At 72.7% G+C, this 22,512-nt stretch carries 23 protein-coding genes and 1 pseudogene; 15 read left to right on the top strand and 9 right to left on the bottom strand.

The annotated features are described in order from the left end of the window. Nucleotides 1-84: 84 nt before the first annotated feature. Nucleotides 85-2,691: a cation-translocating P-type ATPase gene (locus ACFQS1_RS27270; RefSeq protein WP_378973638.1), complete on the top strand. Its 2,607-nt coding sequence runs from the start codon at nt 85-87 to the stop codon at nt 2,689-2,691. Nucleotides 2,692-2,810: 119 nt separating this feature from the next. Next, entirely contained in the window at nt 2,811-3,149 is a 339-nt protein-coding gene (locus ACFQS1_RS27265; protein WP_378973636.1) for a hypothetical protein, read from the top strand. 11 nt (nt 3,150-3,160) lie between these two features. Here the strand turns inward: ACFQS1_RS27265 and ACFQS1_RS27260 are convergent, their stop codons facing one another. Genes ACFQS1_RS27260 through ACFQS1_RS27250 form a run of 3 tightly spaced genes read right to left on the bottom strand, consistent with a single transcriptional unit; the run spans nt 3,161 to nt 7,556 of the window. Continuing rightward, nucleotides 3,161-4,027: a universal stress protein gene (locus tag ACFQS1_RS27260; protein WP_378973634.1), complete on the bottom strand. Its 867-nt coding sequence runs from the start codon at nt 4,025-4,027 to the stop codon at nt 3,161-3,163. Then, nucleotides 4,003-6,696, bottom strand: a complete 2,694-nt coding sequence (locus ACFQS1_RS27255) for a bifunctional acetate--CoA ligase family protein/GNAT family N-acetyltransferase (protein WP_378973631.1) — start codon at nt 6,694-6,696, stop codon at nt 4,003-4,005. Before ACFQS1_RS27255 ends, ACFQS1_RS27260 begins: the two co-directional genes overlap by 25 nt. Next, nucleotides 6,693-7,556 (bottom strand): universal stress protein, encoded by an 864-nt coding sequence (locus tag ACFQS1_RS27250; RefSeq protein ID WP_378973629.1) that lies wholly within the window; start codon nt 7,554-7,556, stop codon nt 6,693-6,695. Before ACFQS1_RS27250 ends, ACFQS1_RS27255 begins: the two co-directional genes overlap by 4 nt. A gap of 195 nt (nt 7,557-7,751) precedes the next feature. Here ACFQS1_RS27250 and ACFQS1_RS27245 point away from each other — a divergent pair, with 195 nt between their 5' ends. Further along, complete coding sequence (locus ACFQS1_RS27245) at nt 7,752-8,666, top strand: universal stress protein (RefSeq protein ID WP_378973627.1); 915 nt, start codon at nt 7,752-7,754, stop codon at nt 8,664-8,666. Nucleotides 8,667-8,683: 17 nt separating this feature from the next. On the opposite strand, the gene ACFQS1_RS27240 is transcribed toward ACFQS1_RS27245, so the two are convergent. Then, nucleotides 8,684-9,577: a class I fructose-bisphosphate aldolase gene (locus tag ACFQS1_RS27240; protein WP_378973624.1), complete on the bottom strand. Its 894-nt coding sequence runs from the start codon at nt 9,575-9,577 to the stop codon at nt 8,684-8,686. Nucleotides 9,578-9,723: 146 nt separating this feature from the next. On the opposite strand from ACFQS1_RS27240, the gene ACFQS1_RS27235 reads away from it, so the two are divergent. Next, nucleotides 9,724-9,999, top strand: coding sequence for a DUF1876 domain-containing protein (locus tag ACFQS1_RS27235; RefSeq protein WP_378973622.1), 276 nt, complete (start codon nt 9,724-9,726; stop codon nt 9,997-9,999). A gap of 24 nt (nt 10,000-10,023) precedes the next feature. Here ACFQS1_RS27235 and ACFQS1_RS27230 read toward each other — a convergent pair whose 3' ends face one another. Continuing rightward, nucleotides 10,024-11,730 (bottom strand): GAF domain-containing sensor histidine kinase, encoded by a 1,707-nt coding sequence (locus ACFQS1_RS27230; RefSeq protein ID WP_378973619.1) that lies wholly within the window; start codon nt 11,728-11,730, stop codon nt 10,024-10,026. An 86-nt stretch (nt 11,731-11,816) separates the two neighbouring features. Here ACFQS1_RS27230 and ACFQS1_RS27225 point away from each other — a divergent pair, with 86 nt between their 5' ends. Next, nucleotides 11,817-12,461: a response regulator gene (locus ACFQS1_RS27225; RefSeq protein ID WP_378973616.1), complete on the top strand. Its 645-nt coding sequence runs from the start codon at nt 11,817-11,819 to the stop codon at nt 12,459-12,461. Between the two features lie 87 nt (nt 12,462-12,548). Here ACFQS1_RS27225 and ACFQS1_RS27220 read toward each other — a convergent pair whose 3' ends face one another. From ACFQS1_RS27220 to ACFQS1_RS27205, 4 genes are read right to left on the bottom strand one after another with little or no spacing between them, the layout of a single operon-like run. Beyond that, nucleotides 12,549-13,757, bottom strand: coding sequence for a sensor histidine kinase (locus ACFQS1_RS27220; protein WP_378973614.1), 1,209 nt, complete (start codon nt 13,755-13,757; stop codon nt 12,549-12,551). Next, nucleotides 13,754-14,404, bottom strand: coding sequence for a response regulator transcription factor (locus ACFQS1_RS27215; RefSeq protein ID WP_378973611.1), 651 nt, complete (start codon nt 14,402-14,404; stop codon nt 13,754-13,756). Before ACFQS1_RS27215 ends, ACFQS1_RS27220 begins: the two co-directional genes overlap by 4 nt. Nucleotides 14,405-14,430: 26 nt before the next feature. Next, nucleotides 14,431-14,859, bottom strand: coding sequence for an FMN-binding protein (locus ACFQS1_RS27210; RefSeq protein ID WP_378973609.1), 429 nt, complete (start codon nt 14,857-14,859; stop codon nt 14,431-14,433). 16 nt (nt 14,860-14,875) lie between these two features. After that, a complete protein-coding gene (locus ACFQS1_RS27205; RefSeq protein ID WP_378973607.1) occupies nt 14,876-16,252 on the bottom strand; it encodes a ferredoxin reductase family protein in 1,377 nt (458 codons plus the stop codon). Between the two features lie 64 nt (nt 16,253-16,316). Here ACFQS1_RS27205 and ACFQS1_RS27200 point away from each other — a divergent pair, with 64 nt between their 5' ends. The 10 genes and pseudogenes from ACFQS1_RS27200 to ACFQS1_RS27155 form a co-directional block, all read left to right on the top strand. Then, entirely contained in the window at nt 16,317-16,841 is a 525-nt protein-coding gene (locus tag ACFQS1_RS27200) for a DUF2231 domain-containing protein (protein WP_378973605.1), read from the top strand. Between the two features lie 15 nt (nt 16,842-16,856). Beyond that, a complete protein-coding gene (locus tag ACFQS1_RS27195; protein WP_378973602.1) occupies nt 16,857-17,564 on the top strand; it encodes a VIT1/CCC1 transporter family protein in 708 nt (235 codons plus the stop codon). A gap of 20 nt (nt 17,565-17,584) precedes the next feature. Beyond that, a pseudogene (locus ACFQS1_RS40690) lies at nt 17,585-18,067 on the top strand (MBL fold metallo-hydrolase); the annotation flags it as partial. A 121-nt stretch (nt 18,068-18,188) separates the two neighbouring features. Then, nucleotides 18,189-18,812, top strand: coding sequence for an MBL fold metallo-hydrolase RNA specificity domain-containing protein (locus ACFQS1_RS27185; RefSeq protein ID WP_378973599.1), 624 nt, complete (start codon nt 18,189-18,191; stop codon nt 18,810-18,812). Nucleotides 18,813-18,942: 130 nt separating this feature from the next. Beyond that, a complete protein-coding gene (locus ACFQS1_RS27180) occupies nt 18,943-19,497 on the top strand; it encodes a hypothetical protein (protein WP_378973597.1) in 555 nt (184 codons plus the stop codon). Nucleotides 19,498-19,606: 109 nt separating this feature from the next. Continuing rightward, a complete protein-coding gene (locus ACFQS1_RS27175) occupies nt 19,607-19,804 on the top strand; it encodes a hypothetical protein (protein WP_378973594.1) in 198 nt (65 codons plus the stop codon). 66 nt (nt 19,805-19,870) lie between these two features. Continuing rightward, the gene (locus ACFQS1_RS27170) at nt 19,871-20,170 is read left to right on the top strand and encodes a hypothetical protein (RefSeq protein ID WP_378973592.1); all 300 of its coding nucleotides are present in this window, start codon (nt 19,871-19,873) and stop codon (nt 20,168-20,170) included. A gap of 59 nt (nt 20,171-20,229) precedes the next feature. Further along, a complete protein-coding gene (locus tag ACFQS1_RS27165) occupies nt 20,230-21,174 on the top strand; it encodes a cellulose binding domain-containing protein (protein WP_378973589.1) in 945 nt (314 codons plus the stop codon). 159 nt (nt 21,175-21,333) lie between these two features. Further along, complete coding sequence (locus tag ACFQS1_RS27160) at nt 21,334-21,825, top strand: hypothetical protein (protein WP_378973586.1); 492 nt, start codon at nt 21,334-21,336, stop codon at nt 21,823-21,825. Between the two features lie 410 nt (nt 21,826-22,235). Further along, a partial coding sequence (locus ACFQS1_RS27155) for an endo-1,4-beta-xylanase (RefSeq protein ID WP_378973584.1) occupies nt 22,236-22,512 on the top strand: 277 nt, incomplete at its 3' end.

Here is a 22,512-nt window from a genome sequence, read left to right as displayed (position 1 = left end):
CTCTGCGGTTCAGGGTCCAAAGTCCGCACTGTCCAGGCGGGTGGCCCTGCCCCGCGGCGCATCCGGGGGCGAACGCTGGAAGATATGACCGACATCATCGACGGGCGCCGTCCGCCACCCCAGCTCTTCCGAGACCTTCGCACCTCGGCCGGCGGTCTCGGCGCCCGCGAGGCGGCGCGCCGGCTGACCGTGTACGGCCCCAACGAGCTGTCCCGCCGCCGGGGCAGGTCCTGGGTCGCCGAGCTGCTCGCTCAGTTCACCCAGCCCTTGGCCGTGCTGCTGATGGTCGCCGCGGCGCTGGCCTGGCTCGGCGGCACCCCCGAGCTGGCGATCGCCGTCGTCGCGGTCATCCTGCTCAACGCCGGCTTCGCCTTCGTGCAGGAACGCCAAGCCGAACGGGCGGTCGAGGCGCTGGCCGCCTATCTGCCCGCCACGGCGCGGGCCGTGCGCGACGGCGTGCTTGCCGAGGTGCCGGCCCGCGACCTGGTGCCCGGTGACGTCATCGAGATCGCCGAGGGCGACCGGATCTGCGCCGATGCCCGGCTGATCGACGGCGCGTTGTCGGTGGACCTGTCCGCGCTCAACGGCGAATCCGTTCCGGCCGGCCGGGCGGCCGACGCCGAGCTGGCGCCCGGACCGCTGCTCGAGGCACGCGAGCTGGTCTTCAGCGGCACCGAGTGCGTCGGCGGGCAGGGCCTGGCGGTGGTCACCCATACCGGGATGCACACCGAGATCGGCCGGATCGCCGCGCTGTCGCAGCGGGGACGCACCGAGCCGAGCCCGCTGGAGAAGCAGGTGCGGCGAGCCACCTGGATCATCGCGATCGCCGCCGTCGCGGCCGGTGCCGCGTTCCTGCCGATCGGCGTCGTGGCCGGCCTCGGCTGGGCCGCCGCGATCAGCTTCTCGATCGGCCTGATCGTCGCGAACGTGCCCGAGGGGCTCCTGCCGACCATCACCCTCGCGCTGGCGGTCGGCGTCCGCGAGCTGGCCCGCGGCGGCGCGGTCGTCAAGCGCCTGTCCGCCGTGGAGACGCTGGGCTCCACGACGGTGATCTGCACCGACAAGACCGGCACCCTGACCGAGAACCGGATGCGGGTCACGCGGGTCTGGCTGCCCGGCGCGGACCTGGAACCCGACGACCCGCGGGCCGGTCCGCTCGTCGAGGCGGCCGCGCGCTGCACGACCGCGCATGACTCGGGCGATCCGACCGAGCTTGCTCTGCTGCGGGTCGCGACAACGGTGGACCCGGCGGAGCGGGACGGCGAGCGGCGGGCGCTCTACGCCTTCGATGCCCGGCTCAAGCGGATGTCCACGCTCGATGGCAGGTGCGTGCACACCAAGGGCGCTCTCGAGTCGGTGCTGCCGCTGTGCACCCGGGTTCGCACGGCCGGCGGCGCGATGCAGCCATTGTCCGACCATGTGCGGGCTGATCTGTCGGATGCCATGGGCCGGTATTCCGCTGCCGGGCTCCGCGTTCTGGCCGTGGCGAGCCGTGCGGTGACTACGACGCCTGCCGACCGGGACGCGGCGGAGTGTGATCTCACCTTGCTCGGGCTGATCGCGATGGTCGACCCGCCGCGGGCCGGGGTGGCCGACGCGGTCGCGGCCGCCCACCACGCCGGCATCCGGATCCATGTGATCACCGGCGACTACGGGCCGACCGCCGCCGAGATCGCCCGGCAGGTCGGCATCGGCCTCGACGGCCCGCGGATCGTCACCGGCGACCAGCTGGAACAGATGACCGAGGCGGAGCTCGACGCGCTGCTCGGCGCCCCAGGTGAGATCGTCTTTGCCCGCTCCTCGCCGGAGGGCAAGCTGCGCATCTGCGAGGCCCTGCGGGCGGCCGGCCAGATCGTGGCCATGACCGGCGACGGTGTCAACGACGCGCCCGCGCTGCGGCATGCCGACATCGGCGTGGCCATGGGCCGCTCCGGTACCGACGTCGCGCGCGAGGCGGCCACCATGGTGCTCACCGACGACAACTTCGCCACGATCGTGCAGGCGGTCGACGCCGGACGCCGGGTCTTCGACAACGTCCGCAAGTTCGTGCTCTACATCTTCGCCCACGCCGTGCCCGAGGTCATTCCCTTCCTGATCTTCGCGCTCTCCGGCGGCGCGGTCCCGCTGCCGCTGACCGTCCTGCAGATCCTCGCGATCGATCTGGGCACCGAGACCCTGCCCGCCCTCGCGCTGGGCCGCGAGCGTGCCGAGCCGGGCCTCATGGACCGCCCGCCGCGCTCGCCGCGGGACGGCGTCATCGACCGGCGGCTGCTGCTACGCGCCTGGGGGCTACTCGGGATCGTCTCCGCGGCGCTGGTGACGGCAGGCTTCTTCTGGACCCTGTCGCGCGACGACTACCGGGCCGCTACGACGATGACCTTCGCCGGGATCGTGGCCTGCCAGATCGGCACCGCGTTCGCGGCCCGCACCGACCGGGCCTCACTGCGCTCGATCGGGGTGTTCAGCAACCGCCTGCTGCTGGCGGGGATCGTCTTCGAACTGTCTTTCGCGGCCGCGCTGATCTACGTGCCCCCGCTGCAGACCATCTTCGGCACCGCCGCCCTCGACCCGGCCGAGCTGGCCTTCCTGCTGCCCTTCCCGCTGATCGTCTGGGCGGCCGACGAGCTGGTCCGGTGGCGGTCCCGGCGGGGCGGGACGTTCGACTCTGGCCGCCGGACCGCCACGGCGTGACGCTGAGAGCAGAGACCAAGAGGTGACCTGATGCGTGCCAAGGACATCATGAGCAGCCCGGTCCACACCGTGGCGCAGACCGCGCCGGTGGAGGCCGCGACCAAGTTGCGGCGCACCAGATGAACGGTGCCGTTCTCGCCGGCATTCTGGACGTCGCCTCCGCCGACGACGTGCTGCGTCTCGCCTTCGAGGAGGCGCAGCAGCGCGGCGCCGACCTTCGGGTGATGGCCACAGCCCCGCACGCCGAGCTGACCGATACGGTCGACCGGTGGTCCGCCAAGTATCCGGACGTGCCGGTCTCCGTGGTGATCCGCCACGTCATCGACCCGGCGATCACGCTTGCCGCCGCCACCCGAACCTGCTGCCTCGCGGTGCTGGCACGCCCCACGGACACCCGTGCCACCGCCGTGGTGCGGGCGGTGGCACGGCGCGCCGGTTGTCCCCTCGTCATTGCCTGACCTCGGCGTGATCAATCCTTCGGCTCGCGGGCGATCGCGACAGCGCAGGCGGCGTGGCGCAACAAATGCTGACTCACCGAGCCGAGCAGCAGGCCTCGCAGGCTGCCGCGGCCGCGGGATCCCACCACGACCAGTTGAGCGTGGGTGCTCGCGGAGGTCAGAGCGGACGCGGGATGATCCACCACCGCCTCAGCGAGGATCTCCAGTTGCGGGTACGTCGCACGCCAGGCCGCGACACGGTCATCGAACGGCTTGCGCTGCTGCGGGGAAACGGCGCGTTCGACGGTCGGCGGCACCGACCACAGCGCCTGTACCGGCTTCCAGGCGCGGATGACCCGCAGGTGTGTGCCATGCGCGATGGCCTGCTCGGCCGCGAAGGTGAAAGCCACCTCCGACGGCGGCGAGCCGTCGACGCCGACGACAACCGGTGCGGTGCCGTCCGGGCGGCCGCGCACGACGACCACCGGGCAGCGGGCGCGCGCGCTGACCGCCGAGCTCACCGAGCCGAGCAGGTTCACCACCGCGCTGTGGCCACGGCTGCCCAGCACGATCATGCCGGCGTCGACCGAACTGTTCACCAGCGCCAGGGCCGCCTCGTTGGTCGCGGTCACGATCGTGGTGCGCACCCCTGGGTGGCTGAGCGCGGCCGCCGCCACGGCCTCGGCCAAAGTCTCCTTGATGGCCTGAACGGTCTCGCTGTCCGGCCAGACCGATGGCGACGGCACCATCGAGGCCGCGGGGGCCCAGACCGGCCATTCGTAGGCGTAGAAGAACTCGACCGGCGCGCCGGTGCGAGCCGCCTCGTCGAGCGCCCAGCGCGCGGCTTCCTTCGCGTCGGCGGAACGGTCGTAGCCTACGATGATCCTCCCGATGGACATGGTTGTTCCTTTCCGAGCGGCTCCGTCGCGCTCAGGCGGCGCAGCAGGGGGTCCGGCTCGGCGCCGACCGGCGCCAGCCGTAGCTTCGCGTCCACCGCGACGACGCCGGCCGGCCCGGCCATGACCGGGTTGAGGTCCAGCTCCGCCACCTCGGGGAGGTCCTCGGCGAGCCGCCCCAGCCGCAGCAGCAGATCCTCGAGCGCGGTCGTGTCGACCGGCGGCGATCCCCGATAGCCGGTCAGCAAGGGCGCGGCGCGCAGGCCCCGCCACATCCGGCCGGCGTCGAGGTCGGTCATCGGCACCAGGCGCAGGGTGCGGTCGCCGAGCAGGTCGGTGTGCACACCGCCGAGTCCGAGCAGCACGACCGAGCCGAACAACGGGTCGTGGGCGACGCCGGCGACGAGCTCGACCGGCGCACCGACCTGCCGCTGCACCAGCACGCCGGTGCTGGGTCGTCCAGCGGCGGCCACCGGCTTGAACGCGTGCCGGACGGCGCCCGGTCCGTACAAATCCATCCGTACGCCGCCGCTGTCGGTCTTGTGCACGAGGGCGGGGTCGGCGGACTTGAGGACGACGGGGTAGCCGAGCCGATCGGCCGCCCTCGCGGCCCCGGCGGCGGTCGTCGCCGTCGCGGCGGGGAGGACGCCGATTCCGTACGCGCCGAGAATCGCCGTCGTGGATTCGTAGTCCTGCCAGCCGCCGCCTTCGGCGAGCGCGAGCCCCACCAGCGTGCGGGCCGCACCGGCGTCGACGCCGGGCAGGTCGGGCCGACGGCCGAGCGGTTGCCGGCGCCAAGCGGCGTACTCGGCGGCGGCAGCCAGGGCGCGGACGGCATGTTCCGGTGTGTCGTAGACGGGAGCGCCGCGCTCGCCCAGCCGGGCGGCCGGTTCGCCGCCGATCAGCACGGCCGCCACGGCCAGATCGGGGCGCGCGTCGGTGAAAGCGCCGAGTGCGGCCATGATCTCGGCCGGCTGGTTGGCGCGGGTGCCGATGACGACCAGAAGCAACAGGTCGGCCGCCCCGCTGTCGGCCGCGGCTGCGGCCGCTGCTGCGAACTCGGCCGGTGCGGCGCCGGCGCCGAGGTCGGCCGGATTTCCGGGGCCGGCCACCACAAGGCCCGCGGTCTCGGCGGCGTCGGCGGCCAGGACGTTGAGTCCGCCGGCGTTGCCGACGATGGCGAGTCGCCGGCCGGTGGGCAGGGGCTGGCCGGTGAGCATCCGGGCGGCGTCCATCAGATCGCCGAGGCCGTCCGGCCGGACGACACCGGCCTGGGCGAACAGCGTATCGACGGTCGCGGCCGGCGCGGCGGCGGCCGCCGTGTGCGAGGCCCCGGCCCGCTGCCCGGCGCCGGACCGGCCGCTCTTGAGGGCCAGCACCGGCTTGCGGCGCGCGAGGGCCCGGACGGTGCGGGCGAACTTGCGAGGGTTGCCGAACGACTCGAGGTAGAGCGCCACCGCCCGGGTCGCCGGGTCGTCGTACCAGTACGCGATCAGGTCGTTGCCGCTGACGTCGGCCTTGTTGCCCAGCGAGACGAAGGTGGAGATGCCGTGCCCGGCGCGGATGGCATCCTCGACGAGGGCGATGCCCACGGCGCCGGACTGCGCGGCCACGGCGAGCCCGCCCGCCTCGGGGGCGGCCGGGGCGAACGACGCGTTGAGCCGGACCAGCGGATCGGTGTTGATGACGCCGAGGCAGTTCGGGCCGACCAGGCGGATCCCGTGGTCGCGGGCGAACCTGACCAGCTCGCGCTGGCGGCGGAGGCCGTCCGGGCCGGCCTCGCCGAAGCCGGCGCCGAGCACCACGGCCGCGCGGACGCCGACGGTCGCGCCGTCGGCGAGCACGCCCGCGACCTGGTCGGCCGGGACGGCGATCACCAGCAGGTCGACCGGCGGGGGCAGCTGCCGGACCGAGCGGTACGCCGACAGCCCGGCGACCGGGCGTCCGCTGCGGTTGACCGCGTACAGGGCGCCGGTGAAGCCGTACTCGTGCAGCCCGCGAAGCGTTTCGTGCCCGACACCGCCCGGCCGATGGCCCGCGCCCACGACAGCGACCGAGGCGGGCGACAGCAGGGCGTGCAGCGAGGCGCGCTCGGCGGTACGGTCGCGCAGGTCCACGGACGGCTCGCCGTCATCGTCCCCGGTGGTGCTGAGGCCGACGTCGATGACGCCGTCGTCGAAGCGGGACCAGGCGTGCGCACTCAGGTCACGAGCCGTGCGCAGCATCGCGGCGTTGTCCGGCAGCACCTCGCCCACCAGCTCGGTGATGCCGTGCCGCCGCGCGCGCACGGCCAGGTGTTCGAGCAGCAGAGTGCCGATGCCACGCCCGCGATGCCGCTCGGCGACGAAGAGCGAGAACTCGGCGCGGCGGCCCGTGTCGTCGGTACGCTCGCTGGACGCGACCCCGACCACCTTCTCGCCCTCGATGGCGAGCACGGCGAGATGGCGTTCGGATTCCGGCAGGCACAGGCGGTCCACCTCGGCGGCCAGCGTGTCGTTGCCAGGCAGGGCGAAGAACCGCAGGCGCAGGCTCTCGGGCGAGGCGACGCGGTAGAGCCCCGCCAGCGCCCGGCGGTCGGCGGGTCGGACCGGCCGGATGGTGATGATGCCGCCGTCCGCGGCCAGCGCGTCGACGCCGGCCGGGTCGGAGGTCCGTTCCGTGGTGGCGGTCATGGCGCCGGCTCCTCGCGGACGATCAGCACGGGGCAGGCGGCGTGGTGCAGCAGCTGCAGCCCGACGGAGCCGAGGAGAGAGCCGGCGATCTCCCCGTGTCCGTGGGAGCCGACGACGACCAGCCTGGTGCTGTTGGAGCCGCGAACCAGACAGGCGGCGGCGGTGTCGTGGGTGAGGACGGATTCGACGGCGACATCCGGGTATTTCTCGCGCCAGGGCCTCAGCTGCTCCTCGATCCGCCCGAGCTCGATGGCCTTCTCCTCCGGCGTCGGGATGCCGGCCCGGCGGACGTCGGGCAACCAGGGCGGGATCGCCGGGGCGAACGACCGCACGACGATCAGACCGCATTCCTCGCGCGCGGCTGCCTCGAAGGCGGCGGCGAGGACGTGGTCGGCGGCGGGGTGGTCGTCGACACCCACGGCCACCGGGCCGCCGGGCACGCTGCGGCTGCGGATGACGACAACCGGGCACGGCGCGTGCGTTGCCAGGCGCTGGCTCACCGAGCCGAGCAACAGACCGGCGAAGCCGCCGCGACCGCGGCTGCCCAGCACGAGCAGTTCGGCGCCCAGGGCGGCCTCGAGCAGGCGGGGCGCGGCATGCCCGGGGAGCGTGTCGGTAGTGACGTCGATGTCCGGGGCGACCTCCCGCGCGCGGTCGAGGGCCTCGGCCGCGACGGCCTCCGCGAGTTCCCGGGCGACCTCGACGTACTTGGCGCCGACCCCAAAGCGAGAGTCGCGCCAGTCCCAGTCGAAGGCGTGCGCGATCCGCAGCGGCGTCCGCCGTCGTTGCGCCTCGGCGGCCGCCCATTCCACGGCCGTCATGCCCCAGTCGGTGCCGTCCGTGCCGGCGATGATGGTCATGGCTGGCTCCCTTCGATCTCCTTCGATCGTCGGGCGCGCCGGGTCCGCGTGGCAGGGTGGCTGGTCCCGACCCGGCGGGCCGGAGGACCCGGGAGTCACCGCCGGTGGCCGGCTCCGCGGATGTGTGACGAAAGGCCCGGTCCGACCGGCCCACTGACCGTGCCGGGCCGTTTCCCTGCTACCTAGCCTGCGATTATGGGCAGCGAAGCTTCGACACCAGGTACCCGGCCCGTGGTGGCCGGGGTGGACGGTTCGCGTAGCACCTCCGCCACCGTCGATCTCGCCGTGGCGGAGGCGGCACGCCGCGGGGCGCCCTTGCTCATCGTGCACGTGTGGCCCGGCCGCTATCGTGGCGTTTTCCGCAGTCGCGACGTGGTGCCGTCCCGGGCGGACGGCCGGCGGCTCCTGGAGGTCGCCGCGCGGCGGGCGGAGCTCACCGGTCCGCACGTTGCGATCAGCACGGAGTTGCTGGAGGGCGGCGCGGCCAACGTGCTCGCCGGATGCACGGCCCGGGCGCGCCTGCTGGTGGTGGGCCATCGCGACGATCCCGTCACCCGGCCGAGCTGGGGGTCGACCGCGGCGTACCTGGCGCATCACAGCGAATGCCCGCTGCTGGTCAACCGAGGTTCCGGCCACAACGGACCGGTCGTGGTGGCCTCCTCGGCCCGGCCGTCCGGGGCTGCCACCGTCGGCTACGCGTTCGCCGAGGCCGCGCAGCTGGGCGCCCGCCTGGTCGCCGTGCACATGTGGGCACGGCCCGGCGCTGCCGACGGCTGGGCGCCGGTGGTGGCCCGGGGCGGGTATGCCGACGAGCGACGTGCCGCCGCGGACCGGCTTTCGGTGGCGCTCGCCGAGTGGTCCGAGCGGTTCCCGGAGGTGACGGTCGAGCAGCTCGTGGTGTCGGACCTGGACCTGGCATGCACCGTCGAGCGCGCCTCCCGGCGGGGCCGGCTGCTGGTCGCGGGAATCGGCCGGCACGGGCGGTTCGCCGAGCTGCTGTACGGAACCGCCGGAGCCGGGCCGGTGGGCCTGCGCTCGTCGACCTGCCCCGTCGTGCTCGTGCCGACCGGATGGCCCGTCCTTGAGCAGGCTCAGCCGCGGGCACACTGACCCACGACGGCCTCCGTTCAGGGCGTCGGGTACTTCGCGAGGATCTGGCGGAGCCGGTCGACGAGCTGCAGGGACTCGTCGTGCTCGCGTTGCCAGACGTTGCGGCCGAAGATGAGGCCGGTGGCGCCGGCGGCCATCGACTCCTGCGCCTTCTCGAGCATCGTCTCGTCGCTGGCCCGGCTGCCGCCGGAGACCAGGACCATCGTGCGGTTCGCCGCGCGGACGACGGCGTCGATGGCTTCCTGGCTGCTGAATTCGCCGGCGTACACCGCGGGCACGTCAGTGTGCTTCTCGGGGTGCGGGAAGTTCACCTTGACGACGTCGGCGCCGAGCTCGCTGGCGACGCGCGCGGCGTAATGCACCGCGTAGAACGAGTCCTTGCCGCCCTTGTGCTCGATCGCCTCGCCGCGCGGGTACGCCCACACGATCAACGGCATGCCGAACCGCTGGGCGTCCTGGCGGACGGCCCGGTACTGGGCGAAGTCGGCGTCCTGGGCGGGCGAGCCCACGTACAGGGTGTAACCGACGGCGTCGGCGCCCAGCCGTACGGCATCCTCGACCGAGGCGTGCAGCGGCGACAGTGCGCTGGCGTCGCTGGGGATGTCGGTCTTGCCGTTCAGCTTCAGGATCAGCGGTACCTCGCCCGCATAGTCCCAGTAGAACTTCTCGGCCAGCCCGACCTGGATCGCGATCCCGTTGAACCCGCCCTCGAGGGCGAGCCGCACGATGTACTTCGGGTCGGACGCGACGGGGTCGGCGAAGAAGTCTCGCGGGCCGTGTTCAAGGCCTTGGTCGTAGGGCAGGAACAGCGCGGTGCCGTTGCCCAGCCCATGCTTGTACAGAATTCGGTGCAGCCGGGCCTTCTTGCCGGCGCTCAGCCCGCACTGGCCAAGTCGTAGCCGTGCGCTCATGGTTATCTCCTTTCCTCTCCTTTCACCGTGCGCGTGGAGGCGGTGGGACGGTCAGGGTCGCGCGGCCGTGCGCAACGGGACCAACAGCACTGGGCGCCTGCCCGGCGGCGGCCTGGGATGGAGGTGAGCAAAGGAGGGGAGTCACCATGACGCACATCCGGAAGTGGACCGTCGAGGTGAACATCACCGAGGACGAACAGAGCCGGCGCACGCACGCGGCGGCGATCCTGCACACGGACGCCCGGCAGCCGGTGCGCGGCGAAGGGGAGGCCCGGCGCCGGCCGACCGACACCGAGGTGCCGGAGATCGGCGACGAGCTGGCCACCGCGCGGGCGCTCGCCGATCTGGCGTACAAGCTGCTCGATGTGACCGTCGGCGACATCGAGCAGTTCACCCACGAGCCGGCGCGCCTGACATCCTGACCGATCAAGGGTGAAAGGCCGGCTTCATCCGGCGAGCGGCACCTGCCAGGTCACGATCGTGCCGCCGCCGGGCCGGGGCGTCATGGTGAAATCGCCGAGGAGATCGCCGGCGCGCTCGCGCATGTTCACGACGCCGCCGCGGGCCGCCGCGGGGTCGGCGCCGATGCCGTCGTCCTCGACCCGCAGGTTCAGCTTGTCGGCGGTGACCTGCACGGTGACCCGGGCGGTGGTGGCCTGGGCGTGCCGGGCGATGTTGGACAACGCCTCGCGGAGCACGGCCATGAGCTCGGGCACGATGTCGTCGGGGACGGCGCTGTCGACCGGGCCGACCGTGTCCAGGATCGGCCGGAACCCGAGCGTGGTCGCGGCCGCCTCGACGGTCTCGTGCAGCTCGCCGCGCAGCGACGGCCCGACCGGCGCGCGCAGCTCGAAGATCGACCGGCGGATGTCGCGGATGGTGGCGTCGAGGTCGTCGACCGCCTCGTTGATCCGCTTGACCGCCTCGGGCCGGGCCGCGTGCGGGGCCGCGCCCTGCAGGTGCATGCCGGTGGCGAACAGCCGTTGGATGACCACGTCGTGCAGGTCGCGGGCGATCCGCTCGCGGTCCTCGAGCACGGCCAGCTGCCGGCGCTCGTCCTGCGCCCGGGCCCGTTCCAAGGCCAGCGCGGCCTGCCCGGCGAAGGTGGACAGCAGCACGGCGTCCTCGTCGTCGGCGGGCCGGTCGGGCGCCCGGGTCACGATGAGCACGCCCTGCAGGTTGTCGGAGGCGGCCAGCGGAGCGGCCAGCGCGGGCGCGTCCGGTACCGGGCCGGGCCACTCGGTGATCGTGCGCAGATTGTCGACCAGCCGATACTTCTCCTGGCCGAATGCGGCCGCGGCGGCCTTGTCGACCGGGATGAGCTGACCCACCAGGGCAGCGGTGGCCGGGTCGTCGCCGTCGGCCACATCGATGGAGTAGCGGCCGTTCTCCTCGTCGTAGAGCATCACCAGGACCAGCGCGGCGCCGGAGACCTCGCGGGCCCGGCGGGCGATCAGCCGCAGCGCCTCGGTGAGCCGGACCGTGCCGAGCAGCACGCTGGTGATCTCGGCGGTGGCGGCCAGCCAGCGTTCCCGGCGCTGGGCGAGGGCGTAGAGCCGGGCGTTGTCGATGGCGACGCCGGCCGCGGCGGCGAGCGCGACCACGATCTCCTCGTCCTCCTCGCTGAACTCGGGAGCGCCCTGCTTCTCGGCCAGGTAGAGGTTGCCGAAGATCTGGTCCCGGGTGCGCACCGGGACGCCCAGGAAGCTGTGCATCGGGGGGTGGTGCGGCGGGAACCCGTACGAGTTGGGGTGTTTGCGAATGTCGGGGAGCCGGACCGGGCGCGGATCGGTGATCAGGAGCCCGAGCACGCCCCGGCCGTGCGGCAGGTCACCGATCTTGGCGTGGGTCGCGGGGTCGATGCCGTGGATGATGAAGTTGGCCAGTTCGGTGCGGTCGGCGCTGATCACGCCGAGCGCGCCGTATCTCGCGCCCGCCAGCGCACAGGCGGCCTCGACGATGCGCTGCAGGGTGCTGCGCAGGTCGAGGTCGGTGCCGATGCCGACGACCGCGTCGAGCAATGCGCGGAGCCGTTCCCGGCTGGCCATCACGTCGCCGACCCGGTCGAGCATTTCCTGCAGCAGCTCGTCGAGCCGCACCCGGGACAGCTCGCGCAATCCCAGGGACGGCGCGTCGCTGGATTGCTCCGCCATGCGAGCAGCGTAGTCCCGGATGATCCGGGACCGAAGTGGGACTTTCGGCCCTGTGCCGGGTCGCCGGCCGGCGGTACGCATGGGTAATGATCCGAGTTTTCCTGCTGGACGATCACGAGGTGGTCCGTCGTGGCCTCGTCGATCTGTTGCAGACCGACGGCGACATCGAAGTCGTGGGGGAGTCCGGCCTGGCGCAGGAAGCGGCCCGCCGGATCCCGGCTTTCCGGCCGGACGTGATGATCCTGGATGCCCGGCTGCCCGACGGCAACGGCATCGACGTGTGCCGGGACGTCCGCGCGATCGACTCGACGATCAAGGGCCTGATCCTGACATCGTACGAGGACGACGAGGCGCTGTTCGCCGCGATCATGGCCGGCGCGTCGGGCTATGTGCTGAAACAGATCCACGGAACCGACCTGGTCGACGCGGTGCGCCGGGTCGCGGCGGGGCAGTCGCTGCTCGACCCGGCGGTCACCCAGCGGGTGCTCGAGCGCATCCGCAACGGGGTGGAGCAGCCGCGCGAGCTGGCCGGCCTGACCGATCAGGAACGCAAGATCCTGGAGTTCATCGCCGAAGGGCTGACCAACCGGGAGATCGCCGGCCGGATGTTCCTGGCCGAGAAGACGGTCAAGAACTACGTCTCCAGCCTGCTCGCGAAGCTGGGCCTGGAACGCCGGACTCAGGCCGCGGTGCTGGCCACCCGCCTACTCGGTGAACACCAACACGGCTGACCGCTTCCCACCATCGGGCCGGGCCGGGGCGCCGGCGATGTCGTGGAAGAAGTCCTGCCGCGGGCCGACGTCCACACGCGTCCGCACTCAGCCGGCGGCCGGCAGCCGGATGGTGAAGGTGGCGCCGCCGCCGGGGTCGCCGGTTGCCTGGATCGTGCCGCCGTGGCCGGTGACGACCTCGCGGGCGAGTGCGAGGCCGAGGCCGAAGCGCCGGTGGTCGTCGTGCCCGCGCGCGAAGCGGTCGAAGAGACGCTCGGCGTCGGCGGGGGCGAACCCGGCCCCGTTGTCGCGGACGACGAGCTGGACGCGGCCCGGGCCGTTCAGGCGGTCGAGTTCGACGCTGATCGTCCCGCCGTGCGGGGTGTGGCTCAGCGCATTGTCGATTAGGGCGGTGAGCACCCGGCGCAGCCCGGCTTCGCGCCCGAGCACAATCGACGGTTGTTCGGGGTCGGCGCGAACGTGGAGCCGGATGCCCTCGGCTCGGGCGCGCTCCTGGAAGCCGGCCACGACGTTGTCGGCGACGACGCCCAGGTCGACCTCCGTGGCGGTCTCGGTCCGGCGGGTGAGCTGGGTGGACAGCAGGAGGTCCTCGACGATCTCGCCGAGTTGCCGGGTGCTCGCGACGAGGCGCCTGATGTCCGGCGTCATGTCTTGCGCGGTGGCGCCGGCTCGCAGGTCCTGGTCGAGCAACTGAGCTCGGGTGTGCAGCTGCGCGATCGGGGTTCGCAGTTCGTGGCTGGCGTCGGCGACGAAGCGGCGCTGCCGGGCGAGCGCATCGCCGAGCGGGGCGGTGGCCCGGCGCGAGAGCAGCCAGCCGGCGAGCGCGGCGGCGAGCAATCCGAGCAGTTCGGCGGCGCCGAGGGCGGCCAGCAGGCGGCGGGTCTCCGCCCGTTCGGTCGCGAGGCTGGCGACCACCTGAACGGTGACGTCGCCGCGCCGGCGGGTGACGAGGAGGTAGCCACCCTTCTCGCGCTGCTCGGCGGGGCCTCCGCCGCGGACCCGGTCGAGGGCCGCGCGGTCGGGGAATCCCGGCGGGGCGTCGCCGGTGGCGGTGAGCCGTCCGGCGGCGTCCAGCCGGAAGATCCAGCTGCCGGCGGGCGGATCGACGACGTCCTCCTCGGTGGCCGCGGTCTGCCGTACCGAGGTGGCGAGGGCGGAGCGCTCCTCACGCTGCACGACGAGGACGGCGACGGCGCCGACCACGAGCAGGATCAGGGCGATCGCGGCGGTGTGCCGGACGGCCAGGTCGCGGCGGGCGCGGCGCAGAAGGTCCTGGTCGGGGTCGGGGCGGGTCACAGGCGGCCGAGCCGGTAGCCGGTGCCGCGGACGGTGCTGACGACACTCGCGCCGAGTTTGCGGCGCAGGTAGTGCACGTACGTGTCGGCGAGGGTGTCGGTGGCCGACTCGGGGAAGACCTCGGCGACGATCTCGTGCCGGGTGAACACGCGGGACGGGTTCTCGGCCAGCAGGCGCAGCAGGTCGCTCTCCCGGCCGGACAGGGTGGCCGCGCCGCCGTCCGTGGTGACCGTCCGGTTGATCAGATCGAACTCGGCGTCGCCGATGGCCAGCACGTGCGCGGCGGCCGGCCGGCGCAGCAGGACGCGGACGCGGGCCATCAGCTCCTCGAGGTCGAACGGCTTGACCAGGTAGTCCTCGGCGCCGCCGTCCAGGCCGGCGACCCGGTCGGCGACGGTGCCGAGGGCGGTGAGGACCAGGGCGGGCGCGTCAACGCCGCGGCGGCGCAGCCGGCGGATCAGGTCGAGGCCTTCGATGGCGGGCAGGCCGCGGTCGACGACCAGCAGGTCGTAACGGCGGGTGAGGGCGCGGTGCAGACCGGCCTGGCCGTCGGGCGCGAGGTCGGCGGTGTATCCGGCGTTGCCGAACGCGCGAACGAGCAGCTCGCCGAGCTCGCGGTCGTCCTCGACGACCAGTACGCGGGTCACGGTCCCACTCTGGCAGCCGGTCGCCGTCATGCGAAGTGCGCCGCGTCGAGCGCCGCCTGCAACGACTTCAGATATCCGCCGCTGGTGACGGTCGCGCCGCTGACCGCGTCGACCTTTGCGCTCTGGGCGGCCAGGACCTCGGCGCGCAGCTGCGGCAGGGCGTACGCGTTGATCTCCGTGTCCCGGTCGTTGCCGTCCGGGTGCCGCAGCGCCCGTACGTCAATGATCTTGTGGTTTTGGATCTTGACCTCGACCTGGACCGGTCCCCAGCGGGTCCGGGCCACGGAGCCGTCGACGGTGAGGATCCTCCCGGTGGGGGCGGAGACCTGCGGTGTCAAAATCACCGGCGCGCTCGCCGCCCCACCGCCACCACCGGCGCCCAGGCTGGTCCGATAGCTGAACAGGAGCACGATGGCGGCGACCGTCGAGGCGATCCAGAGGGTCAGGCGGCGCATCCGGCCCGCCTTGGGGTCACCATGCGAACTCCTCGCTGTGGATGCGGCCGGCGGGCAGGCCGGCCGCACGCAGGTCGGCGCGGACGGCAGCCATCCAGGCCGGCGGCCCGCAGAGGAACGCCTCCCGGCGGGCGACGTCGGGGACGATCCGGCGCAGCGCGTCCGGGGCGTAGCCGGCGGGCAGCCAGGACCCGGACGTGGACCGGGGGCCGTCGAGATAGACCACCCGTACCCCGGCGCGGCGGCCGATCAGGTCGAGCTCCGCGCGGAACACCGCCTCGGCCCGGTCCCGGACCCGGTAGAGGAGAGTCGCGCCCGGCGCACCGAGGTCGTCCAGCAGCGCGCGCATGGTGGTGATGCCGACCCCGGCGGCGATCAGCAGCGGTGGCCGTCCGGTCGAGCGGTCTGCGGTCAGCGCCCCGTACGGCCCCTCGATGAGCACGCGCGTGCCGGGCCGCACCGAGCGGACCCGCCGGCTGCCGTCGCCGAGATCCTTGACCGTGATCCGCAGCAAGTCGGGCGACGGCCCGGCCGACAAGGTGTACGGATGTGCTCTCGACCAGCCCGGACCGTCCAGGAAACGCCACAGGAAGAACTGGCCGGACCGTGCCGGCAGCCGGTCGAGGCGATGGCCGCGCAGGTAGACCGAGACCACCCCGGGCGCCTCGTCGACCACGTGGTCGACCCGCAACCGGTGATACGCCGAACGCCACAGCGGCAGCGCCACCCGGAAGGCCAGGACGGCGACGAGGGCGGCCAGGTAAAGGCCCCACCAGTACGCGGTTGCCACCGGCGAGCTCGTGAAATCGGCGCCGGTCCAGAGCTGGTGCGGCAGCGCGAGACCCACGCCGAGGTAGGCGTACAGATGTAGCAGGTGCCAGGTCTCGTACCGTTGCCGGCGGCGTGCCGCCCGCATGGACAGCACGACGACGACCACGAGCAGGAAGGTGCCGGCCGTGGCCAGGAGCATTCCCGGATAGTTGGCGACCAGATCCCACGCCGTGTGGACCAGGCTGTCGGCGCCGGTCCGCGCGTAACCGACGGTGATCAGCACGATGTGTGCCGCCATCAGCCAGAACGAGGTGAATCCGGTGAGGCGGTGCGCCCGGGCGAGCGCGTCCTGGCCGAAACCGCGCTCGGCCCACGGGATGCGGGCCATCAGCAGAACCTGCAGTAGCAGCAGGTCCGACGCGATCAGCCCGGTCAGCCGGCCGGCGGCGGTCATCGGCTCGTCGCGGAAGCCGCCGCCGGCCAGCCAGAGGCCGGCCGTCACCGCCACACTCAGCACGGCGGCCCACGCGAGGATGCCACGTGGCCGGCGACGCGGTGGCGGCTGATGGCGCCGTCCGGTCAGGCGGACCCGGCCGGTCGCGATCGTGCTCGAGGGGCTCACCCGGCAAGTCTGCGAGCCGCTAAATGGGAGAACTCCAAGAATCGCCTCCCTAGCGTTCTGCGGCATGAACACCGTCAACGGCCTGCCGGCCCACGTGTTGCTCGTGCACGGCGTCGTCGTACTGCTGCCCCTGTCCGCGTTCCTGCTGGTGGTGACCGCCCTGTGGCCGGCCGCCCGGCGGCGCCTGGCCGGCCCGAACGCGATCCTGTCGATCCTGGTCGTACTGCTCGTGCCGCTGACCACCAGCGCCGGCGAATGGCTGGAGCGGCGGGTGCCGGACAGCTCCCTGGTGCGCACCCACGCCGAGCTCGGCGACAGCGCCATCTTCTACGCGGTCCCGATCGCGGCCCTGGCGCTGATCATCTGGTGGCGCAACCGGGAGGCGTACGCCACCGGCCGCCGCCGCACCTACCTCGCTCCCTTGTCCACCATGGTCACCGGCGTGGTCGCGGCGCTGGCGCTGATCGCCGGAGCGGCCGGCGTGTACGGCATGTACCGGATCGGGGACTCGGGGGCCAAGGCCGCCTGGACCGGCAGCTTCAGCCAGAATCAGACCGATCGCGGCCCCGGCGCGCAGGGGCACGACTGATCTCGAGGAGCCGCCGTGAGCACCCATCCTGGTGAGCCGCACGACGCCGCGATCTCCGGTCGGCTGAACTGGCTGCGTGCCGGCGTGCTGGGCGCCAACGACGGCATCGTGTCGACCGCCGGGCTGGTCGTCGGCGTGGCCGGCGCCACGACCTCGACCGGGCCGATCCTGACCGCCGGGGTGGCGGGGCTGGTGGCCGGCGCGGTGTCGATGGCGCTCGGCGAGTACGTCTCGGTCAGCAGCCAGCGTGACACCGAGCGGGCGCTGCTGGACAAGGAACGAGGCGAGCTGGCCGACTTCCCGGACGAGGAGTTCGAGGAACTGGCCACCTTGTACGAGGCCAAAGGGCTCAGCGCGGCGACTGCCCGGCAGGTGGCGCGGGAACTGACCGAGCGGGACGCGTTCGCCGCCCACGCCGACGTGGAGCTGCACCTCGACCCGGACGAGCTGACCAACCCGTGGCAGGCCGCCGGTGCGTCGGCGATCGCCTTCACCACCGGGTCGCTGCTGCCGCTGCTGGCGATCCTGATTCCACCGCCGGGCACCCGGGTCGCGGTGGCGTTCGTCGTGGTCCTCGCGGCGCTCGCCGCCACCGGATATCTGAGCGCCCGGCTCGGCGGCGCCAGGCCGGGTCGTGCGATGCTGCGGCTGCTGGTCGGCGGCGCGGTCGCGATGGTGGTCACCTACGGCATCGGCGGGCTGGTCGGGACGGCGGTCGGCTGAGATCGGAAGACCGCCCGCTCGTGATCCCGGGCCGGCGTGCCTGTCATCTCGTGCGGGCCGAACGGCCCTGGCACGTCGCCCGCCGGCCGGCTGAAGCTGCGAGTGGACAGCAGGGGGCGGAGTCGCGAGGAGGCAATGCCGTGACATCAGCATCGGGCCACGTATCACTTCAATTCCTCGGCGCGGCCGGCACGGTCACCGGCAGCCGGTTCCTCGTCACGGCGGACCGGGCGCGGCTGCTCGTCGACTGCGGGATGTTCCAGGGCGAACGCTCGCTGCGGCGGCGTAACTGGGCGCCGTTCCCGGTACCGGTGACCGACGTTGACGCCGTCGTGGTGACCCACTCGCACCTGGACCACGTCGGGTGGCTGCCCCGGTTGGTGCGGCACGGCTTCGGCGGGCCGGTGTACTGCTCCCCGTGGACGGCACAGGTCGCGCCGATCGTCCTGCGCGACGCCGCCCACCTGCAGGAGGAGGACGCCCGGTACGCCGCCGGCCACGGCTACAGCCGGCATCCCGATCCGCAGCCGCTGTTCGACCGTGCCGACGCCGAAAAGGCCATCGGTCTGCTCCGGCCGGTGCCGTACCACCAGGAGCAGGTCGTGGCGCCGGAAGGTGCTGCTGATGGCGCTCCGGGAACTCATGACGGCCGGCCGGCTGCCGACGGTCCCCGTCTTCGTCGACAGCCCGATGGCCCTGGCCGCGCTGCGGGTGTACCGGCGGGCGTTCCGGGACGGCGCACCGGAGATCCGCCCGGAGATCCGGGCGAGCTCCGCCGATCCGTTCGACCCCGGCGAACTGCGCCTGGCGGCCACGGCGGAGGAATCGGCCCGGCTCAACGACCCGTCATCCCCTTGCATCCTGCTGTCCGCCTCGGGCATGGCCACCGGCGGGCGCGTCGTCCACCATCTGGCGCACCTGGCGCCGGAACCGCGAAACCTGATCCTGCTGCCCGGCTTCCAGGTGGCCGGGACGCGCGGCCGGGCCCTGCTCGACGGCGCCCGCACGCTGAAGATGTACGGCGGGTACGTTCCGGTACGCGCCGAAGTGGTCGGAGTGGATGACTTGTCCGCACACGCCGACGCGGACGGCCTCCTAGCCTGGCTGAAGGCCGCGCCGGCGCCGTCGCGTACCTGTTATGTGGTGCACGGCGAGCCGCCCGCCTCGGCCGCCCTGGCCGATCGCATCGACCGGGAGCTCGGTTGGTGCGCCGTGCAGCCACGGGATGCGGAGCGCGTGCTGGTGTGACCGGCCGCAGGGCACACACGCGGGTGACTTTGTCCCCTGTCGATCTATTGCGCGGCGTTCAAGGCTGGGACTACGGCCCGGTCGGCTGCCCCCGGCGACCGGCCGGGAATTTCGATCGGGGTGAGGTGCTATGTCTTCGCGGAATCGATTCCTGATGCTGTTCGCGGTGGCCCTGACGATCGCCGGCGTCGCGGTGGGGGTGAGCGGATCGGCGGTCGCGGCGCCGCGGGCGGCGACGCCCGCCGTGGCGGCCGACCACGTGCTCACCGTGCTGGGTGCCGGCCCCTACCGGATAGGTACGAGCCTGAGCCGGCTCACCGAGGCCGGCCTGATCGACTGGGTCACCGGCCCGGACGCCGCCGGCGCCCAATTGGCCGGCTCCGCGGGCTCGTGGAGCGGTGAACTGATGCTGACCTTCCACCACGGCTTCCTGGTCGTGGTGGAGACCGCCACCGGCTCGGTGCGTACCGCGGCGGGCGCCCGGGTCGGCATGTCGTTCGCCGAGGTGGAGGCGATCTACCACGGCTACGGCAAGCTGATCACCAACGACCAGGGCAACACCGCGTACCTGGTGCCGGTGGGCCCGATGGCGCTGCTCTTCGGTGACCACCCGATCCGCCCCGGTGTCGGATCCATCCAGGCCGGTCCGGCCTGGATCCTCCGGCCGGCCTTCCGGAACGGCTGAACCGGCCGGCTCCCGGCGGCGGTTACCGGCGGCCGGGCGGGACGAACGACCCTACCGGTCCGGCCCCGCGCGAGAGCAGAGTGGCGACATCCAGGAAGGAGGCCCTTCGATGACCGACAATGTCCGGCGCCGCGGGTCCGGACGCGCCGGCGGCGGCGACGCCGTCTACGGGCTCGGACTGATCGGCGCGCTGGTCTGGTACATCGGGCAGGCCGACGGGTTCTGGCCAGGCGTGCTCGGTGTCCTCAAGGCGCTGGTGTGGCCCGCCTTCGTCGTGTACGACCTGCTGCGGTTCCTGGCGGGATGACCATCGCCGGGGCGCCGGACGCCGTCCCGGCCACCGCCGCCGCCTGAGCACCAGGAGGTGTCTTTGATGATCATGAGTGGCCCCATGCGGCGCCGGATGTACCGCGGCGGCCGGCCGAGCCGGCTCGCCCGGGCGCTCAACCGGGTGTCCGCGCTGCAGTTCGGCGCCGGATTCCTGGTGCCGGGCAACTGGGTCACGATGGAGGTCACCGGCCGCCGGTCCGGGCGCACGGTGGCCTGCCCGCTGGTGATCACCCGGTACGAGGGCGAGCGCGGTGTTCCGGGTGACGCTGCGGCCTTGACGGCCCGCCTCGCGGCCCTGGTTCCCGCCTCGCCGCGCTCCGGCGACCGTGAAATGGATCCGTAGCCCGCGGAAATCGAGCTGTCGCTGCCCATCCAGGCGACGGTCGGCCGTACAATCCATGCATGTCGATGAAACGGCGGGGCGTCGCAGGCGCCGTCATCCTCGCGGTCACCGGGGCAGCCGGCGCCCTGGTGACCGCCTCCCCGGCCATGGCAGCGTCCGGCTGCAAGGTCAGCTATGCGGTGGTCAGCCAGTGGTCGACCGGCTTCCAGGCATCGCTCCAGGTGACCAACCTCGGAGATCCGGTGGACGGCTGGACGCTTCAGTTCGACTTCCCGGAGGCGACGCAGCGGGTGGCCCAAGGCTGGTCCGCGTCGTGGAGCCAGACCGGCGCCAGGGTCGGCGCGGCCAGCTTGCCGTGGAACTCCGCGCTGGGCACCGGCGCGACGGTCGGCATCGGGTTCGTCGGCAGTTCGGCTGGGCCCGCCCCGGTGCCCACCGCGTTCGCCCTCAACGGCGTGCCGTGCACCGGCGTCCCGGTGACCGAGTCGCCGTCGCCGCTCCCGGACAACCAGCCGCCGACGGTCACGCTCACCAGCCCGCAGCGCAACCCCGACGTCGCGTGGGGTTACGACCTGTACCTCGCGGCGTCGGCCGGCGATCCCGACGGCGAGGTGACCAAGGTGGAGTTCTACGCAGGTGGCGCCCTGCTGTTCACCGACACGATGGCGCCGTACGAGTTCACCTACACGGTCCGTGGCACTCCGGGCGGCTTCAGCCTGTGGGCCAAGGCGTACGACGATCAGGGGTTGACCGCGACGTCGCAGTCCATCTCGGCGTTCGTCTTCTCCCCGGCCGAGACCATCGTCGGCGTGGTCGAGGCCGGCGTGGAGACGGGCTGCTGGTTGCTGGTGACCGACACGACGCGTTACCTGCTCCTCGGCGACGACCAAACGCTGTTCACCCCCGGTGCCGGGCTGCGGATTCGCGGCACGACCCGGCCGAGCCTCGGGACCACCTGCCAGCAGGGCACGCCCTTCCTGGTCTACTCCGTGCAGCCGGCCTGACCCGGGCAGTCCGTCGACGGCGGCCCCGGCCTGCGCCGGCGCGTGATCGGGGTCAGCGCGCGCATCTGCCAGGCGTGCTGTGGGCGGATTGCGAGCCCCGAATCCCCTGACCGCTTCCCGGTGGTCATGACTACCGCCTCCGTCCGAAAGGGAACGCCCATGAGAATCGCCCGCCTCGCCGTAGCCGTCGCTGTCATCCTCGTGGCGACGCCAGGCATCGCGCGCGCCGCCACGATCGCCCAGCCGTTCAAGGCCGACTCCGGGGACATTTGCCGGCACGGCGTGACCGAGGGAACCCTGGCTTGGCAGACCGGCGTCATCTCGCCACTGCCGTTACTGACGGTCGGGGTCACGGGCACGGTCACCGACCGGCCGCTGCCCATCGATCCCACCAATTGCCATGACGACGGCTACAACAGCACCGCGACGTTCGTCGCGTACGCCGGCGGGGCCGAGGTCGACCGGCAGTCCCGTACGGCTGACAACAGCACCCTCCAGTTCCGGTTCAGCCTGGGGTCCACCACCAAGACCGCCATCGACCGAGTCGTCGTCCAGGTCTGCCGCAACCCGATCGTCACCCTGCCGCCGAGCTACTGCGGCAAGCCGGTCACCTACCTCGCGCCGCCCGTCTTCGGGCCGGCCGTCAGCTAGCCGAGCCAAGCTGGGACCGCCGGTGCCGGATTGAAACTTCCAGCATCTGTCGTAACTGTCGGACGTGACGGCCGGCCTCGGCGAAGGTTCGTCAACCGGCCGTCCCGCATTGATGATCAGGGATGCCGGAACGGTGGAAGCGCCGACCCTGCCGACGATGGATTCGCTGTCCCCGCGCGGAGGCGCGGGGAGGCGCCGGGCGCGACCGCCGGCGGTCGCGGCGGAATTCCGGCGTCCGTGAACGTCGGGCGGCATCGCGGGCGTTGACGCGCGCCGGGATCCGTCGTACGGTCCCGTCATAGATATCGATATCTATGAAACTTTCGGGCCGCGTCCTCCCGGCCCCCGCTCCTACCGCCCTATGCAAGGGGAACGTTATGAACCAAATGAGACCCACCCGGTTCCGGTTGGTGCTGGCCGGTGCCGCTTCCGCGGCGGTGGTGGCCGGTATGGCCCTGATGTTGCCGGGCTCCGCGGAAGCGGCGGCGAGCACGTTGGGTGCGGCGGCGGCGCAGTCGGGCCGGTATTTCGGTACGGCGATCGCGGCGGGCCGGTTGGGTGATTCGACGTATTCGACGATCGCGGGTCGTGAGTTCAACATGATCACGGCTGAGAACGAGATGAAGCCGGACGCGACCGAGCCGCAGCGGGGTCAGTTCAACTTCAGCTCCGGGGATCAGATCTACA

Source organism: Paractinoplanes rhizophilus (assembly GCF_042664765.1).
Lineage (GTDB): Bacteria > Actinomycetota > Actinomycetes > Mycobacteriales > Micromonosporaceae > Actinoplanes > Actinoplanes rhizophilus.
This window is presented reverse-complemented; position numbering and strand designations above follow the sequence as displayed.

Excerpts from the sequence above, each read along its gene's own strand:
- ACFQS1_RS27270 (WP_378973638.1), top strand. The coding sequence starts at position 85 with ATGACCGACATCATCGACGGGCGCCGTCCGCCACCCCAGCTCTTCCGA.
- ACFQS1_RS27265 (WP_378973636.1), top strand. The coding sequence starts at position 2,811 with ATGAACGGTGCCGTTCTCGCCGGCATTCTGGACGTCGCCTCCGCCGAC.
- ACFQS1_RS27260 (WP_378973634.1), bottom strand. The coding sequence starts at position 4,027 with ATGTCCATCGGGAGGATCATCGTAGGCTACGACCGTTCCGCCGACGCG.
- ACFQS1_RS27255 (WP_378973631.1), bottom strand. The coding sequence starts at position 6,696 with ATGACCGCCACCACGGAACGGACCTCCGACCCGGCCGGCGTCGACGCG.
- ACFQS1_RS27250 (WP_378973629.1), bottom strand. The coding sequence starts at position 7,556 with ATGACCATCATCGCCGGCACGGACGGCACCGACTGGGGCATGACGGCC.
- ACFQS1_RS27245 (WP_378973627.1), top strand. The coding sequence starts at position 7,752 with ATGGGCAGCGAAGCTTCGACACCAGGTACCCGGCCCGTGGTGGCCGGG.
- ACFQS1_RS27240 (WP_378973624.1), bottom strand. The coding sequence starts at position 9,577 with ATGAGCGCACGGCTACGACTTGGCCAGTGCGGGCTGAGCGCCGGCAAG.
- ACFQS1_RS27235 (WP_378973622.1), top strand. The coding sequence starts at position 9,724 with ATGACGCACATCCGGAAGTGGACCGTCGAGGTGAACATCACCGAGGAC.
- ACFQS1_RS27230 (WP_378973619.1), bottom strand. The coding sequence starts at position 11,730 with ATGGCGGAGCAATCCAGCGACGCGCCGTCCCTGGGATTGCGCGAGCTG.
- ACFQS1_RS27225 (WP_378973616.1), top strand. The coding sequence starts at position 11,817 with ATGATCCGAGTTTTCCTGCTGGACGATCACGAGGTGGTCCGTCGTGGC.
- ACFQS1_RS27210 (WP_378973609.1), bottom strand. The coding sequence starts at position 14,859 with ATGCGCCGCCTGACCCTCTGGATCGCCTCGACGGTCGCCGCCATCGTG.
- ACFQS1_RS27200 (WP_378973605.1), top strand. The coding sequence starts at position 16,317 with ATGAACACCGTCAACGGCCTGCCGGCCCACGTGTTGCTCGTGCACGGC.
- ACFQS1_RS27185 (WP_378973599.1), top strand. The coding sequence starts at position 18,189 with ATGGCGCTCCGGGAACTCATGACGGCCGGCCGGCTGCCGACGGTCCCC.
- ACFQS1_RS27180 (WP_378973597.1), top strand. The coding sequence starts at position 18,943 with ATGTCTTCGCGGAATCGATTCCTGATGCTGTTCGCGGTGGCCCTGACG.
- ACFQS1_RS27175 (WP_378973594.1), top strand. The coding sequence starts at position 19,607 with ATGACCGACAATGTCCGGCGCCGCGGGTCCGGACGCGCCGGCGGCGGC.
- ACFQS1_RS27170 (WP_378973592.1), top strand. The coding sequence starts at position 19,871 with ATGATCATGAGTGGCCCCATGCGGCGCCGGATGTACCGCGGCGGCCGG.
- ACFQS1_RS27165 (WP_378973589.1), top strand. The coding sequence starts at position 20,230 with ATGTCGATGAAACGGCGGGGCGTCGCAGGCGCCGTCATCCTCGCGGTC.
- ACFQS1_RS27160 (WP_378973586.1), top strand. The coding sequence starts at position 21,334 with ATGAGAATCGCCCGCCTCGCCGTAGCCGTCGCTGTCATCCTCGTGGCG.